The sequence below is a fragment of the Streptococcus oralis genome, from assembly GCF_001075675.1.
Taxonomy (GTDB): domain Bacteria; phylum Bacillota; class Bacilli; order Lactobacillales; family Streptococcaceae; genus Streptococcus; species Streptococcus oralis_V.
Map to the genome: position 1 here is coordinate 83753 of NZ_JUNW01000034.1, position 17468 is coordinate 101220.

At 44.0% G+C, this 17468-nt stretch carries 10 protein-coding genes; 8 read left to right on the top strand and 2 right to left on the bottom strand.

Annotation, left to right across the window (positions count from 1 at the left end; translation table 11 throughout):
- The first annotated feature begins 109 nt into the window (after positions 1 to 109).
- The 5 genes from ADM50_RS05210 to ADM50_RS05230 all read left to right on the top strand — a co-directional run bounded on the left by ADM50_RS05210 (position 110) and on the right by ADM50_RS05230 (position 6300).
- Positions 110 to 868: an isoprenyl transferase gene (locus tag ADM50_RS05210; RefSeq protein ID WP_049484747.1), complete on the top strand. Its 759-nt coding sequence runs from the start codon at positions 110 to 112 to the stop codon at positions 866 to 868.
- A gap of 8 nt (positions 869 to 876) precedes the next feature.
- Complete coding sequence (locus tag ADM50_RS05215; protein WP_000159119.1) at positions 877 to 1680, top strand: phosphatidate cytidylyltransferase; 804 nt, start codon at positions 877 to 879, stop codon at positions 1678 to 1680.
- A 15-nt stretch (positions 1681 to 1695) separates the two neighbouring features.
- Positions 1696 to 2952: an RIP metalloprotease RseP gene (gene rseP / locus ADM50_RS05220; RefSeq protein WP_049484748.1), complete on the top strand. Its 1257-nt coding sequence runs from the start codon at positions 1696 to 1698 to the stop codon at positions 2950 to 2952.
- A gap of 16 nt (positions 2953 to 2968) precedes the next feature.
- Entirely contained in the window at positions 2969 to 4822 is a 1854-nt protein-coding gene (locus ADM50_RS05225) for a proline--tRNA ligase (RefSeq protein ID WP_049484749.1), read from the top strand.
- Positions 4823 to 4920: 98 nt separating this feature from the next.
- A complete protein-coding gene (locus ADM50_RS05230) occupies positions 4921 to 6300 on the top strand; it encodes a glycoside hydrolase family 1 protein (RefSeq protein WP_049477445.1) in 1380 nt (459 codons plus the stop codon).
- Between the two features lie 38 nt (positions 6301 to 6338).
- Here ADM50_RS05230 and ADM50_RS05235 read toward each other — a convergent pair whose 3' ends face one another.
- The gene (locus tag ADM50_RS05235; RefSeq protein WP_000264204.1) at positions 6339 to 6752 is read right to left on the bottom strand and encodes an EamA family transporter; all 414 of its coding nucleotides are present in this window, start codon (positions 6750 to 6752) and stop codon (positions 6339 to 6341) included.
- 215 nt (positions 6753 to 6967) lie between these two features.
- Here ADM50_RS05235 and glmS point away from each other — a divergent pair, with 215 nt between their 5' ends.
- The gene (glmS, locus tag ADM50_RS05240) at positions 6968 to 8776 is read left to right on the top strand and encodes a glutamine--fructose-6-phosphate transaminase (isomerizing) (protein ID WP_049484750.1); all 1809 of its coding nucleotides are present in this window, start codon (positions 6968 to 6970) and stop codon (positions 8774 to 8776) included.
- 100 nt (positions 8777 to 8876) lie between these two features.
- Positions 8877 to 9410, top strand: a complete 534-nt coding sequence (locus ADM50_RS05245) for a hypothetical protein (RefSeq protein WP_049484751.1) — start codon at positions 8877 to 8879, stop codon at positions 9408 to 9410.
- A 276-nt stretch (positions 9411 to 9686) separates the two neighbouring features.
- Here the strand turns inward: ADM50_RS05245 and ADM50_RS05250 are convergent, their stop codons facing one another.
- Positions 9687 to 13403: a pullulanase gene (locus ADM50_RS05250; protein ID WP_049484752.1), complete on the bottom strand. Its 3717-nt coding sequence runs from the start codon at positions 13401 to 13403 to the stop codon at positions 9687 to 9689.
- 442 nt (positions 13404 to 13845) lie between these two features.
- Between ADM50_RS05250 and rpoB the strand changes: the two genes are divergently transcribed.
- Entirely contained in the window at positions 13846 to 17457 is a 3612-nt protein-coding gene (rpoB, locus tag ADM50_RS05255; protein ID WP_049484753.1) for a DNA-directed RNA polymerase subunit beta, read from the top strand.
- Positions 17458 to 17468: the final 11 nt, after the last annotated feature.

The following is a 17468-nucleotide window of genomic DNA, read 5'->3' on the forward strand; positions in this document are numbered from 1 at the left end:
GGCGGCTTATTTTTTGTCTGCCTACAAGTAGGTGCAGTAACTTAGCAATAGAAGAAAATAGGGGAATATGGTATAATGAAACGATAGATTTTTGAATAGGAATATGATCATGTTTGGATTTTTTAAGAAAGATAAAGCTGTAGAAGTAGAGGTTCCAACACAGGTTCCTGCTCACATTGGGATTATCATGGATGGAAATGGTCGCTGGGCTAAAAAACGGATGCAACCACGGGTTTTTGGTCATAAGGCGGGAATGGAAGCCCTCCAAAAGGTGACCAAGGCAGCTAACAAGATGGGAGTTAAGGTTATCACAGTCTATGCCTTTTCAACGGAAAATTGGACGCGCCCAGATCAAGAAGTCAAGTTTATCATGAACTTGCCAGTCGAGTTTTATGATAACTACGTCCCCGAATTACATGCAAATAATGTTAAGATTCAGATGATTGGGGAAACAGACCGTCTGCCTAAGCCGACTTTTGAAGCTTTGAAAAAAGCAGAGGAGTTGACCAAGAACAATACGGGCTTGATTCTCAATTTTGCCCTTAATTATGGTGGTCGTGCTGAAATCACGCAGGCTCTTAAGAGCTTGGCTCAGGAAGTTTTAGATGCCAAAATCAATCTTGGCGACATCACAGAAGACATGATTGGGGACTATCTTTTCACGCAACACCTGCCAAAGGATTTGCGAGATCCAGATTTGATTATCCGTACGAGTGGTGAGTTGCGTTTAAGTAATTTCTTGCCGTGGCAAGCAGCCTATAGCGAGCTTTATTTTACGGATACCTTGTGGCCTGATTTTGATGAAGCCGCCTTGCAGGAAGCTATTGCTGCTTTTAACCATCGCAATCGCCGTTTTGGAGGAGTTTAGGAGAAGATATGACCAAGGATTTACAAAAGAGAACATTGTTTGCGGTATTGGCCCTGGCCATTTTCCTTCCAGTCTTGTTTGCGGGAGGGCTCTTGTTGCAGATAGGGATTGGCTTGTTAGCGATGCTAGGTGTCCATGAACTCTTGCACATGAAGGGGCTAAAGACTATGACCATTGAGGGCGCTTTGACTCTTTTTGCGACCTTCGCTCTCACAGTTCCTTTAGAAAATTACCTAACATTTTTGCCTGTTGATGGGAATGTAGTTGCCTATAGTGTTCTGATTACCATAATGCTAGGGACAACCGTTTTCAGTAAAAACTATACGATTGAAGATGCCGCTTTCCCAATTGCTGTGAGCTTTTATGTTGGTTTTGGCTTCAATGCCTTACTAGATGCTCGGGTGGCAGGTTTTGACAAGGTACTTTTGGCCCTTTTTATCGTTTGGGCGACAGATAGCGCAGCCTACCTGACAGGGATGAATTTTGGTAAACATAAGTTGGCTCCGAGAGTTTCTCCTAATAAGAGTATTGAGGGCTTTGTCGGGGGTATTCTAGGTGCGGTACTGATAACGGTAATCTTCATGCTAGTGGACAGTACAGTTGCTCTTCCTTATGGGATTTATAGAATGAGTCTCTTTGCAGCCTTCTTCAGTGTGGCAGGTCAGTTTGGTGACTTGATTGAGAGTGCCATGAAACGCCATTTCGGTGTCAAGGACTCTGGAAAATTTATCCCTGGACATGGTGGTGTATTGGATCGCTTTGACAGCATGCTGATTGTGTTTCCAATGATGCACTTATTCGGCCTGTTTTAAAGAAAGGAATATTGAATGATTGGATTGCTAACCTTTATCCTCGTTTTTGGGATTATCGTGGTGGTGCATGAGTTTGGACATTTTTATTTTGCCAAGAAATCAGGCATTCTAGTTCGTGAATTTGCCATTGGTATGGGGCCCAAGATTTTTTCCCATATCGGTAAGGATGGCACTGCTTATACCATTCGAACCCTTCCTCTAGGAGGCTATGTTCGTATGGCAGGCTGGGGTGATGATGCGACAGAAATCAAGACAGGAACTCCAGTCAGTTTAACACTTGCTGACGATGGTAAAGTCAAACGGATTAACCTCTCAGGGAAGAAACTGGATCAAACGGCTCTTCCTATGCAGGTAACCCAGTTTGACTTTGAAGACAAGCTCTTCATTAAAGGCTTGGTCCTGGAAGAAGAAAAGACTTTTGCAGTGGATCATGATGCAACGGTTGTTGAAGAAGATGGAACCGAAGTGCGCATTGCCCCTCTAGATGTACAGTACCAAAATGCTTCTATCTGGGGTAAGCTCATCACCAACTTTGCAGGTCCTATGAATAACTTTATCTTGGGTGTTGTTGTTTTTTGGATCTTGATCTTTTTGCAGGGCGGTGTTAGAGATACTCAGACCAATCTCTTTCACGTCATGCCAGAGGGAGCTCTGGCTAAGGTGGGCGTAGCTGAGACAGCTCAAATCACCAAAGTTGGCTCCCACGAAGTTAAGAATTGGCAGGACTTGATTCAGGCTGTGGAAGCAGATACCAAGGACAAGACCGCCCCGACCTTGGATGTGACCATTTCTGAAAATGGTAGCGAAAAACAAGTCACTGTGACTCCAGAAGAAAATCAAGGACGTTACATTCTTGGGGTTCAACCAGGGGTCAAGTCAGACTTTCTATCCATGTTTGTTGGTGGATTTACAACCGCTGCTGACTCAGGGCTCCGCATCCTTTCGGCTCTGAAAAACTTGATTTTCCATCCAGATTTGAACAAACTCGGCGGTCCCGTTGCCATTTTTAAAGCAAGTAGCGATGCTGCTAAAAATGGAATTGAGAATGTCCTCTACTTCCTAGCCATGATTTCCATCAATATCGGGATTTTTAACTTGATTCCGATCCCGGCTTTGGATGGTGGAAAGATTGTGCTCAATATCCTAGAGGCTATCCGCCGTAAACCCCTTAAACAAGAAATTGAAACCTATGTCACCATGGCTGGTGTAGTTATCATGGTTGTCTTGATGCTTGCTGTGACCTGGAATGACATTATGCGACTCTTCTTTTAGATAATCGAGGAATATTATGAAACAAAGTAAAATGCTAATCCCAACGCTTCGCGAAATGCCAAGTGATGCTCAAGTTATCAGCCACGCCCTTATGTTGCGTGCTGGTTATGTTCGTCAAGTTTCTGCTGGTGTTTATTCTTACCTACCACTCGCTAACCGTGTGATTGAAAAGGCTAAGAATATCATGCGCCAAGAGTTTGATAAGATTGGTGCTGTTGAGATGTTGGCTCCTGCCCTTCTCAGTGCCGATCTCTGGCGCGAATCAGGTCGTTATGAAACCTATGGTGAAGACCTTTATAAACTGAAAAACCGTGAAAAGTCAGACTTTATCCTAGGTCCGACACACGAAGAAACTTTTACAGCTATTGTTCGTGACTCTGTGAAATCTTACAAGCAATTGCCACTTAACCTTTACCAAATCCAACCGAAATACCGTGATGAAAAACGTCCACGTAACGGCCTTCTCCGTACACGTGAGTTTATCATGAAAGATGGTTATAGTTTCCATGCTAATTACGATAGTTTGGATGTGACTTATGATGAGTACAAGGCAGCTTACGAGCGTATCTTTACTCGCAGTGGCTTGGACTTTAAAGCTATCATTGGTGACGGTGGAGCTATGGGTGGTAAGGATAGCCAAGAATTTATGGCCATCACTCCTGCTCGTACAGATCTTAGTCGATGGGTGGTCTTGGACAAGTCAGTTGCATCATTTGATGAAATTCCTGCAGAAGTGCAAGAAGAAATCAAGGCGGAATTGCTCAAATGGATGGTTTCTGGTGAGGATACCATTGCTTACTCAAGTGAGTCTAGCTATGCAGCTAACTTAGAAATGGCAACAAACGAGTACAAACCAAGCAACCGTGTCGTTGCGGAAGAAGAAGTGACTCGCGTCGAAACTCCAGGTGTTAAATCCATCGATGAAGTGGCAGCCTTCCTAAATGTCCCAGAAGAACAAACAATCAAAACCCTCTTCTACATGGCAGATGGTGAGCTTGTTGCAGCCCTTCTAGTTGGAAATGACCAGCTTAACGAAGTCAAGTTGAAAAACCACTTGGGAGCAGATTTCTTTGACGTTGCGAGCGAAGAAGAAGTAGCAAGTGTCGTCCCAGCAGGATTTGGTTCACTTGGTCCAGTTGGTTTGCCAGAAAATGTGAAAATCATTGCAGACCGTAAGGTGCAAGATGTTCGCAATGCTGTTGTAGGGGCTAACGAAGATGGCTACCACTTGACAGGTGTGAACCCAGGTCGTGACTTTACTGCAGAATATGTGGATATCCGCGAAGTGCGTGAGGGTGAAATTTCACCAGACGGACAAGGTGTCCTAAACTTTGCGCGTGGTATCGAGATCGGTCATATTTTCAAACTCGGAACTCGCTACTCAGCAAGTATGGGTGCAGATGTTTTGGATGAAAATGGTCGTGCTGTGCCAATCATCATGGGATGTTACGGTATCGGTGTTAGCCGTCTCCTCTCAGCCGTTATGGAGCAACACGCTCGCCTCTTTGTCAATAAAACACCAAAAGGTGAATACCGTTACGCTTGGGGAGTTAACTTCCCTAAAGAATTGGCGCCATTTGATGTGCATTTGATCACTGTCAATGTCAAGGATGAAGAAGCGCAAGCCTTAACAGAAAAACTTGAAGCAAGCTTGATGGGAGCTGGTTACGAAGTCTTGACAGACGACCGTAACGAACGTGTCGGAGTGAAGTTTAGCGATAGCGACTTGATTGGTCTGCCAATCCGTATCACTGTTGGGAAGAAAGCAGCCGATGGCATCGTAGAAGTTAAGATTAAGGCGACTGGTGACACCATCGAAGTTCATGCAGACAACTTGCTCGAAACCCTTGAAATCCTCAGCAAGAAATAAAAACTATAATCAGAAGAAAAACAAGGCAAAAATGTAACTAGTTTTTACCTTGTTTTTTCTATATAATGGGAAAAATGAATAAACGAAGAGGTAAAGCTATGCTAAAATTTCCAAAGGATTTTGTCTGGGGTTCCTCCACTTCTGGACCACAGACAGAAGGTCGTGTACCTGGTGACGGCAAGGGAGACAATCTCTGGGATTATTGGTTCCAAGTAGAGCCAAATCGTTACTACAATGGAATTGGACCTGATAAAACATCGACTTTTTACGAAAACTGGGAAAAGGATATTGAGCTTTTGGTAGAGACTGGGCATACAGCCTTCCGAACTTCTATCCAGTGGTCTCGTATTTTCCCACAGGGCCGTGAAGAGGTCAATCCGCAAGGGGTGGCTTTCTACCGTCAGGTCTTTGAAGCCATTAAGGCCAAGGGAATTCGTCTCTTAGTTAATCTCTATCACTTCGACCTGCCTTTTGCCCTCCAAGAAGACGGCGATGGTTGGGAAAATAAGGCAACTGTCAAGGCTTATGAAGACTATGCTCGTTTTTGTTTTGAGACATACGGTGACTTGGTGGACCAATGGATTACCTTTAACGAGCCCATCGTTCCCGTAGAGTTTGGCTATTTTTACGATGCCCACTATCCTCACAAGGTAGATGCCAAAGCAGCAGTTAAGGTTGCCTATCATACGCAACTGGCTAGTAGTCTTGCGGTTAAGGCCTGTCATGAAGTTTTGCCTGATTCCAAGATTGGGATTGTCCTCAACTTGACACCAGCCTATCCACGTAGCCAGCATCCCGCAGATGTCAAGGCTGCTCGCATTGCGGATCTCTTCCAAGCCCAATCTTTCCTAGATCCGTCTGTCTTGGGAGCTTATCCAGAAGAGTTAGTAGAGATTTTAGCTGAGCATGATTTGCTGCCAGAGTATACTGTTGAAGAATTAGAATTCATTCGCGAGAATACAGTTGATTTCCTAGGAGTTAACTACTACCAGCCTTTGCGTGTCATGGCGCCACGTTTTGCTAAACATCCAGACAGTCCCCTCTTGCCAGAACATTTTTACGAGCCTTATATCATGCCGGGCCGTAAAATCAATCCTCACCGTGGATGGGAAATTTATGAGCAAGGGATTTATGATATTGCCCAAAATATCAAGGAAAATTATGGTAATATTGAGTGGATGTTGACAGAGAATGGTATGGGTGTTGAAGGGGAAGAAAAATTCCGTCAAGATGGGATGATTCAAGATGATTACCGTATTGACTTTGTCAAAGGACATCTTCGTGAACTTCACCGTGCGATTGAAGATGGAGCCAACTGTAAAGGATACTTAATATGGACCTTTATTGACTGCTGGTCATGGCTCAACAGCTATAAAAATCGTTACGGTTTGGTTGAGCTTGACTTGGAAACACAGGAACGTCGTCTAAAAAAATCAGGCCATTGGTTCAAGGAACTCAGCGACCATAATGGATTTTAAGAATAAAAAGAGTGAGATGGTGTTCATCTCACTTTTTATTACAATATCATCACCAAGGTCCCAATCGTAATCAGGATACAGCCAATAATTGTTTTAAACGTCAGGACATCCTGTAGGAAGAAAAAGGCTAGAACGAGGGTAATGACGAGACTGAATTTATCGACAGCAGATACCTCAGTCGCATTGCCCATCTGCAAGGCCTTGTAGTAGCAGAGCCAGGAGGCGCCAGTGGCTAAGCCTGATAAGATGAGAAAGAGCCAACTTTTTTTACTGATGTTGACAATTTCGGTCTGACTATTGGTCAAGAAAACCATAGCCCAGGCCATAAGAATGACGACGACTGTACGAATAGCAGTTGCTAGATTGGATGGAACTCCTTCAATCCCAATCTTGGCTAAAATTGACGTTAAGGCTGCAAAGATAGCTGATAAAAGTGCGAAGAAAAACCACATGGCGAATACCTCCTCCCCTTATTATAAGTAATTGATGCCGACTTGTCAGGTATCAAGTGAAATCTTGATAAAATACCAGATAGAAAAACTATACCAATTTTTATTCTTGACAAGTGAGAAAAACAAGTATATACTGTTTTTGCTGATTCCGTAAAGCGAGAATTAGACTATACCAATTTAAGGAGAAAGCACAGCTGGTCTGTGTCGTATATACTATGTGTGGAATTGTTGGTGTTGTTGGAAACACAAATGCAACTGATATTTTGATTCAAGGGCTTGAAAAGCTTGAATACCGTGGCTATGATTCTGCGGGGATTTTTGTCCTAGGTGGTGCTGAAAATCACCTGGTTAAGGCTGTCGGTCGTATCGCAGAATTGTCTGCCAAGACAGCAGGTGTTGAGGGGACAACTGGTATCGGACATACGCGTTGGGCGACTCACGGAAAACCAACGGAAGACAATGCTCACCCACACCGCTCTGAGACAGGACGTTTTGTCTTGGTGCACAATGGGGTGATTGAAAACTATCTCGAAATCAAGGAAGAATACCTTGCAGGTCACCACTTCAAGGGACAAACAGATACAGAAATTGCCGTTCACCTGATTGGAAAATTTGCAGAAGAAGAAGGTCTCTCAGTTCTTGAAGCCTTCAAAAAAGCCCTTCACATCATCCGTGGTTCTTATGCCTTTGCCTTGATTGACTCTGAAAATCCAGATGTCATCTATGTCGCTAAGAACAAATCGCCACTTTTGATTGGTCTTGGGGAAGGTTATAACATGGTCTGCTCAGATGCTATGGCTATGATTCGTGAGACCAACCAATACATGGAAATCCATGACCAAGAGTTGGTAATCGTCAAGGCTGATAGCGTCGAAGTGCACGACTATGATGGCAATAGTCGTGAGCGTGCTAGCTACACTGCTGAACTTGACTTGTCTGATATCGGTAAGGGAACTTATCCTTACTACATGCTCAAGGAAATTGATGAGCAACCAACGGTGATGCGTAAACTCATCCAAGCCTACACAGATGAGGCTGGTCAAGTAGTCGTTGACCCAGCTATCATCAAGGCTGTTCAAGACGCAGACCGTATCTACATCCTTGCAGCTGGGACATCTTACCACGCAGGATTTGCTTCTAAAAAAATGCTGGAAGAATTGACGGATACGCCAGTTGAACTTGGAATCTCTTCTGAGTGGGGCTATGGTATGCCACTTCTCAGCAAGAAACCACTCTTCATCTTTATCAGTCAGTCTGGTGAAACAGCTGACAGCCGTCAGGTTTTGGTTAAGGCTAATGAAATGGGCATTCCAAGCTTGACAGTGACAAACGTGCCAGGTTCAACTCTTTCTCGTGAAGCCAACCATACTATGCTTCTTCACGCGGGTCCTGAAATTGCCGTGGCATCAACCAAGGCCTATACAGCACAAATCGCAGCCCTTGCCTTCCTTGCAAAAGCAGTCGGAGAAGCAAACGGGAATGCCAAAGCGCAAGCCTTTGACCTGGTTCATGAGTTGTCAATCGTAGCTCAGTCTATCGAATCAACCCTTTCAGAAAAAGAAACCATTGATGCCAAGGTTCGTGACCTTCTTGAAACAACTCGTAACGCTTTTTACATTGGACGTGGTCAAGATTACTACGTAGCTATGGAAGCCAGTCTCAAACTCAAAGAGATTTCTTACATCCAATGTGAAGGCTTTGCGGCAGGAGAACTCAAGCACGGAACCATTGCCTTGATTGAAGAAGGAACGCCTGTCTTGGCCCTCTTGTCAGATCCAGTCCTTGCCAACCATACTCGTGGAAATATCCAAGAGGTCGTAGCCCGTGGTGCCAAGGTTCTCACTATTGCAGAAGAGAATGTTGCTAAAGAGACAGACGATATCGTCCTTACGACTGTACACCCATACCTTTCACCAATCTCAATGGTCGTACCAACGCAATTGGTCGCTTACTTTGCAACACTCCACCGTGGCCTTGATGTGGACAAACCACGTAACCTTGCTAAGTCAGTAACAGTAGAATAAGCTAAGAAAGTCTAGTTCATCTAGACTTTTTTGCTCTCTCTTGGTATACTTGAGTGAGGAGTATTTTTGCTCGCCTTTAATTTTTTATAAGGAGAAGAAAATGAAGAAGAAAAAAAGTATTATTGCTATGCTGGTTGGTATCGTCTTGTCTAGTTCTTTCTTGATACGTACGATCTTGATCCATCAGGCGAGACAAGCGAAAAAGCAAAACCTGGAACGGATTGCTGCGGTGCAAGAGACGGTTCAGTCTCAAGATCAAAAGAAAGCTGAAGAGCAGAAAGAACACTTTAAAAAGGCATTTGAAGGTATAGATAGAACTTCCATTCAAATGAAAGACTCCGATAGCCACACAAAGATTAATGCGGACTACAGTTTTGGTACCAAGGATGGAGTACACTACCTAGTAGAATTAAAAACAGGGAATAAAGTAGCTCTGGAAGGTGTGGACAAGGCCTTTCCATTGTCTGTCAAAAATGAGGACACAAATAGTACGGAGCTTGCCCTGGTTGTCCGTAAAGACCAAGTCTGGTACATGATTGATACAAAGGGTGAGACGATTTACACTTTTGAACAAACAGAATTGACAGAAAACTCGAAGTTAACTTTGAAAGATAAGGAACTGATAGTTGAGTAATTCATAGATTTCGAAAATTTTTTCCCTATTATGCTGGATAAAGATTGAAAAATATAAAAAACAACACCCCATTGACTAGAAGAGTCTTCTAATCATGGGGTGTTTTTCTATAGGAGGGCTAGTTTATACTCTTCGAAAATCTCTTTAAACCTCGCCAGCTTCGCCTTGCTGTAGGTATATGACGCTAACTCAATCAGTTCTATCCACAACCTCAAACCAGTGTTTTGAGCAGCCTGCGGCTAGCTTCCTAGTTTACTCTTTGATTTTCATTGAGTATTATTTCTTTTTCTTGTTCTTTATCAACCATCCAAGTCCGAGAAGGGCAAGGATGCTGAATCCAGCAAGGGCAAGGAGGGATTTGCTCTCAGTTCCTGTGTTTGGAAGGAGGTTATGAGAGTGAGCCTCTGCTGCAGTTTCTTGAGTTTCAGGATTGGCTGCTAGGTTTTGAGCTTGACCTTGTTCTGGTTCAACTTCCAAGCTAGAAAGATCAAATTCTGGTTTTTCTTCCACAGCTGGAGCGACAATGGCACCACCTTGAGACAAGCGGAGAACGACAGCAGTGAGAGCGTTCAATTTCAAGCCTTTTTCAGTCCATTCGAGACCTTGAGGTTTAGCGATTCCTACTGGTCCGGCTTGATTTTCATCTGCGAGGACTTCAGCCTTTCTCAAGTGAGCAAAGGCAGTTCCTAGAGTAAATTCACGAGCCTTATCATCCGCATTGACAAAGACAGCGTAGACATCACCGTTTGGAGCAGTAATTTGGTAGCCGATGACCACGTCTTCTTTTTCAACGCCATTTTGTCCTGGAACAGTAATGAGGTGGACGCGCTCCTTGATATCTTGTAGACTCTTGAGTCGGAAGGCATCTGTAGATTGACGAAGGGCAATCAAACCTTTCATGTAGTCACGGCTCTTGACATTTTCAGGATATGCTTTGCCATCTGTTGCTTTGGTCCAATCAAACTTGTTGACAGCATCACTAGAGTCGTAAGAGTCATGGATAAAGTAAGGATAGACAAATGGTTTGCCGTCCTTATCACGCAATAAGTGAGACTTGTTTGGAACCTTATCCTCTGAGACAGGATTCTTGTAGGCTGGATCAAGGAATTGTTTGGTACGTCCGTATTCTTGACCAGAGTGGATAAACGGAGTCCCTTGAGCAGTCAAGACCATGAGGTTTCCAAGTCGCAAACGGCGATGGATTTCAGCATAGTTCTCAGCCTTGCTTGGGTCTTTTTTGATAGACTGAGCAATAATGTCAAAGAGGGTCAAGTTATCATGGGCTGCGATATACTGGATAACATCTCCAGGACTGTCTGCTTCAAAGTTAGTTGGTTGAGCAATCAGATTTTTAAAGATGGTATTGATATCGCGTTTTCCACCTGTGATAAAGGCAGGTTGGCCTTCGTTTGGATAACCAGACTTGAGGTTGTTACGGATATCATCTGAAAAGACAGCGACAGTATCTGTTTTCTTCATCCAATCTTGGTCAGCAGGCTTAGTAGGCATGTTTTCGTCACCAGCATAGGTTCTCCAACCTTCGCCTAGCATGATTAGATTTGGGTTAAGGGCGCGTGCAGCCTTGTAAGCTTCTTCAATTGAAGCTGCATCGTGGTCACCCATCATATCAAAGCGGAAACCATCTACTTTGTAGGTTTCAACCAGATACTTGATGGAGTCTACCAAGACACGTTTAGACATGTAGTGGGTAGTTCCCAAACGGCCGCCTCCGAAGCTGGTACGAGGAGTTCCGTCTGCATCCATAAAGTGGTAGTAGTTTGGCTCAATATCCTCAAAAATGTCAACCTTTGCAGTATGGTTGTAGACCACGTCCAGGATAGCACCCATGCCACGTTTGTGGATTTCGTTGATGAGGTTTTTGAATTCGGCAATACGTTTTTCTGGATCCTTAGGATCGCTTGAGTACATACCAGTCAAGGAGAAGTAGTTTTGAGGGTCATATCCCCAGTTGTAGTTACTGTTGCTTGAAGCGTAGGCAGACAAACGTTCATGGTTTTTCAATTCATTGACAAAGTAGTAAGACAAGACTGGAAGGAGCTGGATGTGGGTCACACCCAAGTCTTTGAGATAGTCCAGTTTTTCGATAAAGGCTTCAAAGGTACCAAATGGCTTGGTCAAGTCTTTTGCGATGGCAGGATCCGAAGTGAAGTCACGTACATGAGCTTCATAGATAACGGCATCTTCACGTGATTTGAAGTTACGAATCTTTCCATAGGTCAAGTCTTGCGGACCTAACTTCGCTGGATCGACAAAGGCAGCTTTAGCGACCTTATGAGCGGCATCTGTTTTTGCTAGGTCACTGTTCCAAGCCGCTAATGATTTGGCATAAGGGTCAAGAACGAGGACAGTTTTACCTTGGCGCTCGATCTGGTAGTGGTAGTAATAGCCAGTGTAGTTGCTGATACCGAGACCAGAGTTTGCATCTAGAGTTTGTTTCCAGGTTCCTTTTTCTCCTTTTTCAAGGGCGACAGTTCCAACTACCTTTTCAGGGTCTTTCTTGTCATAGACAACAACGGAAACCTTATCAGCACTTGGAGACCAGAGGGTGAGGTCAACACGCTTGCCATCTTCTTTTAGAGTTGCGCCGAGTGGACCATCGTAACTGTAGGACTCATCCTTGAGGCGCCAGCTTGAACGTGTGGTAAAGCGATCTGAATTGTAGCTGACAGTGTAAGGGTGTTGAGTGTCAGAGAAGTCGCCGATGAAGGTCACTTTTTTACCTGCCTCATCCACTTCCACGTCTGTGATAGCTACTTTATTCCCTTGGTAATCAGTGATGCTGGAGTGTTTGAGGATATCGTCTTTCTTAGCTCCAACGAGGGTAGAAAAACTGCTTTCGATACGAGATTTAGCCACGTGTTGGGCACCAGTCATACGGATATCGTGAACGTAGTAGGGGTTGGTGTAGATGGTTTCGTCATCATCTTTGAGGAAAATCTGACTGTGATTTTTTAGATCAGTGAATTTATAATCTTCTTTTCTGATTTTCACATCATCGCCTTTCTTGCTTTCGTCTAGTAATAAAAATCCAAATTCTCTCGCAGCTTCATTGAGTGGGATATCAATGTAACGGCCATATTTTCCAGTTGCTGTAAAGTCAGTACCGTCAGGCCATTCTCCACTGCTTGGGTTTTTGACATCGCCCCAATACCAAAGAGATTTTTTGTCATAGTTGCCATCGGTGCGGTAGTAGTTGACACGAATAGTTCCTGCTGGTTGAGGGCGATAGTTGTATACCTTGTAGTTTTCATCTAGCCAGGCCTCGTTCATTTTTGGAGAGAGGCGCTCTACAGAACGGTCCCCTGTCAGGTTATCCCCCTTGGTATTGTTGATAAGGAAGCTGACTTTCTTGGCTTGCTCATTTTTGAGTTTGACATTTAGGTAATAGCCGTAGTCATCTTGCTTGGCATCCTTGAAGGGCTTGGCTCCATTGGGCCAGTTTTCAGACGGCTTTTCAACATCGTCCCAAGTCCAAAGACCTTGAGAATCTTTGTTTTCTTCAGGGAGTTTTTTTACATGGATGCGGAAGTGGTTGTCTGCGATGGGTTCTTCAGAGGATGTGTCAGCTTGTGGTTTTTGATCTGAAGTTGGCGTCGAAGTGCTGGCATTTACTTTCTCTTCCTTGTTGTTAGCTTGGCTTGTAGTAGCGTCTTCTGTTTTGGGTGTTTCTGGCGCTGTAGTAGTTTCCCCAGCTGGAGCTTCTTTTTTAGAATCAAGGGAAGCGTTTGCATTCTTTTGTTCAGAAATAGGCGTTTCCGTTTGAGTTTGACTCGTTTCAGTCTCAGTAGGAGCCTTGGTCACAGCGCTGGTATTTTCCTGAGTTTGAGGCAGGTTTTCGTTGGCCGAAATAGTTGGCATTGCAGCAGAAAGCAGGATAATGCTGGCACCAATAAGGACAGAACCAGTTCCGTTCTTCAAGGAACGGATACCGTAAATCATTTTTTTCTCAGTTTGAGATGGGATCTTTTTCATCACAATTCTCCTTGTGTAGTTGTTCCCTATCAGTATAGCACGAGGTAAACATTAGTGCAAGCGTTTTCCTAACTTTTAAGAGAAAATATAATGCTTCATTTTCTTGAAATTTTAAAATAATATATAGGAAAAGATTGTTTAAAAAATAGTAAAAAAACCTTGAAAAATCTAGCTAAATAAGGTATAATATGAGTAATCATTTGTCGTAGGTTTTGTCTGAAATATTGTCCAGACAAGGCTCACAGCAGTTAAATCTTCTGAAAAAGTCAGATTTAGCTGCTCTTTTTGTGCTTTTTTTCAGGTTTTTGAGTGCTTGTAACAAAGATTTAAAGATTCTGAAAATTCGTCAAAGGGACACGGTGATAGGGGTTTTAAAAACCATATGACGATTAGAAAAGCCTGATTGACAAGGCTTGGAATTTATTTACAAAGGAGAATCATCTTGGCAGGACATGACGTTCAATACGGGAAACATCGTACCCGTCGTAGTTTTTCAAGAATCAAAGAAGTTCTTGACTTACCAAATTTGATTGAAATTCAAACGGATTCATTCAAAGATTTCCTAGATCACGGTCTTAAGGAAGTATTTGAAGATGTATTGCCAATTTCAAACTTCACAGACACAATGGAGTTGGAATTTGTTGGATATGAAATCAAGGAACCAAAATACACGCTAGAAGAAGCTCGTATCCACGATGCTAGCTACTCAGCACCAATTTTTGTAACCTTCCGCTTGATTAATAAAGAAACAGGCGAAATCAAGACCCAAGAAGTCTTCTTTGGTGATTTCCCAATCATGACCGAAATGGGTACTTTCATCATCAATGGTGGTGAACGTATTATCGTTTCTCAGTTGGTCCGCTCACCAGGTGTTTACTTTAACGACAAAGTAGACAAGAACGGTAAAGTGGGATACGGCTCAACTGTTATCCCTAACCGTGGAGCTTGGTTGGAACTTGAAAGCGACTCAAAAGACATCGCTTATACTCGTATTGATCGTACTCGTAAGATTCCATTTACGACCTTGGTTCGTGCGCTTGGTTTCTCTGGTGATGATGAAATCTTTGATATCTTTGGTGACAGCGAATTGGTTCGCAACACTATTGAAAAAGATATCCACAAGAATCCAATGGACTCTCGTACAGACGAAGCCTTGAAAGAAATCTACGAACGCCTTCGTCCAGGTGAGCCTAAGACTGCTGAAAGCTCACGTAGCTTGCTTGTAGCACGTTTCTTTGACCCACGCCGCTACGATTTGGCAGCTGTTGGTCGTTACAAGATCAATAAAAAACTCAACGTTAAAACACGCTTGCTCAACCAAACCATTGCGGAGCCATTGGTAGACCCTGAAACGGGTGAAATCTTGGTAGAAGCTGGTACCGTTATGACTCGTAGCGTGATCGAAAGTATCGAGAGTCATTTGGATGGCGACTTGAACAAGATCGTTTATATTCCAAACGATGCAGCTGTTTTGACAGAACCAGTTGTCCTTCAAAAATTCAAGGTTGTTGCCCCAACGGACCCAGACCGTGTTGTAACCATCATCGGAAATGCCAATCCAGACGACAAGGTTCGTGTTGTAACTCCTGCGGATATCCTTGCAGAGATGAGCTACTTCCTTAACTTGGCAGAAGGTATCGGACGTGTGGATGATATCGACCACCTTGGAAACCGTCGTATCCGTGCAGTTGGTGAATTGCTTGCCAACCAAGTACGTCTTGGCCTTTCTCGTATGGAACGTAATGTCCGTGAACGTATGTCTGTTCAGGATAATGAAGTTTTGACACCGCAACAAATCATCAACATCCGTCCAGTAACAGCTGCGGTTAAAGAATTCTTTGGTTCATCACAGTTGTCACAGTTCATGGACCAACACAACCCGCTTTCTGAGTTGTCTCACAAACGTCGTTTGTCAGCCTTAGGACCTGGTGGTTTGACACGTGACCGTGCCGGATATGAAGTACGTGACGTGCACTACACTCACTATGGTCGTATGTGTCCAATCGAGACACCTGAAGGACCTAACATCGGTTTGATCAATAACTTGTCATCTTACGGGCACTTGAACAAATATGGATTTGTTCAAACACCGTACCGTAAGGTTGACCGTGAAACAGGTGTAGTCACAAACGAAATCGTTTGGTTGACAGCCGATGAAGAAGATGAATTTACTGTAGCGCAGGCTAACTCTCGTCTCAACGAAGACGGTACTTTTGCTGAGAAAGTTGTCATGGGACGTCACCAAGGGGTCAACCAAGAGTATCCAGCAGAAGTGGTTGACTACATGGATGTGTCACCAAAACAGGTAGTTGCCGTTGCGACAGCATGTATTCCTTTCTTGGAAAACGATGACTCCAACCGTGCCCTCATGGGTGCCAACATGCAACGTCAGGCTGTGCCATTGATTGATCCAAAAGCACCTTACGTTGGTACTGGTATGGAATACCAAGCAGCCCATGATTCTGGAGCGGCTGTTATTGCTCAGTATGATGGTAAAGTTACATACGCAGATGCTGACAAGGTAGAAGTACGTCGTGAAGATGGTTCATTGGACGTTTACCACATCCAAAAATTCCGTCGTTCAAACTCAGGTACTGCTTACAACCAACGCACTCTCGTTAAAGTTGGCGATGTCGTTGAAAAAGGCGACTTTATCGCTGACGGACCTTCTATGGAAAAAGGGGAAATGGCGCTTGGACAAAACCCAATCGTTGCCTACATGACATGGGAAGGTTACAACTTCGAGGATGCCGTTATCATGAGCGAACGCTTGGTCAAAGACGATGTCTACACATCTGTCCACCTCGAAGAATACGAATCAGAAACGCGCGATACAAAGCTTGGACCTGAAGAAATTACTCGTGAAATTCCAAACGTTGGGGAAGATGCTCTTAAAGACCTTGACGAAATGGGCATTATCCGTATCGGTGCTGAGGTTAAAGAAGGCGATATTCTTGTAGGTAAAGTCACACCTAAGGGTGAAAAAGACCTTTCAGCTGAAGAACGTCTCTTGCACGCTATCTTCGGAGACAAGTCTCGTGAAGTGCGTGATACTTCTCTTCGAGTACCTCACGGTGCCGATGGTGTCGTTCGTGATGTTAAGATCTTTACACGTGCAAATGGAGATGAGTTGCAATCAGGTGTTAACATGCTGGTTCGCGTCTACATCGCTCAAAAACGTAAGATCAAGGTCGGAGATAAGATGGCCGGACGTCACGGAAACAAAGGGGTTGTCTCTCGTATCGTTCCTGTAGAAGACATGCCTTACCTTCCAGACGGAACTCCAGTCGACATCATGTTGAACCCACTTGGGGTACCATCACGTATGAATATCGGTCAGGTTATGGAACTCCACCTTGGTATGGCAGCCCGTACTCTTGGTATCCACATCGCAACACCAGTCTTTGACGGGGCAAGTTCTGAAGACCTTTGGGACACTGTTAAAGAAGCAGGTATGGATAGCGATGCTAAGACAATCCTTTACGACGGACGTACAGGTGAGCCGTTTGACAACCGTGTATCAGTTGGTGTCATGTACATGATCAAACTCCACCACATGGTTGATGATAAATTGCACGCGCGTTCAGTCGGACCATACTCAACCGTTACCCAACAACCACTTGGAGGTAAAGCTCAGTTTGGTGGACAACGCTTTGGTGAGATGGAAGTTTGGGCTCTTGAAGCCTACGGTGCGTCAAATGTTCTCCAAGAAATCTTGACTTACAAGTCTGACGATATCAACGGACGTTTGAAAGCTTATGAAGCTATTACAAAAGGAAAACCAATTCCAAAACCAGGTGTTCCAGAATCCTTCCGAGTTCTTGTCAAAGAATTGCAATCTCTTGGTCTTGACATGCGTGTCCTTGACGAAGATGACCAAGAAGTGGAACTTCGCGACTTGGATGAAGGAATGGACGAAGATGTCATCCACGTAGATGACCTTGAAAAAGCCCGCGAAAAAGCAGCCCAAGAGGCTAAAGCAGCCTTTGAAGCTGAAGAAGCTGAGAAAGCAACAAAAGCGGAAGCAACAGAAGAAGCTGCTGAACAAGAATAAGCAGTTCACTT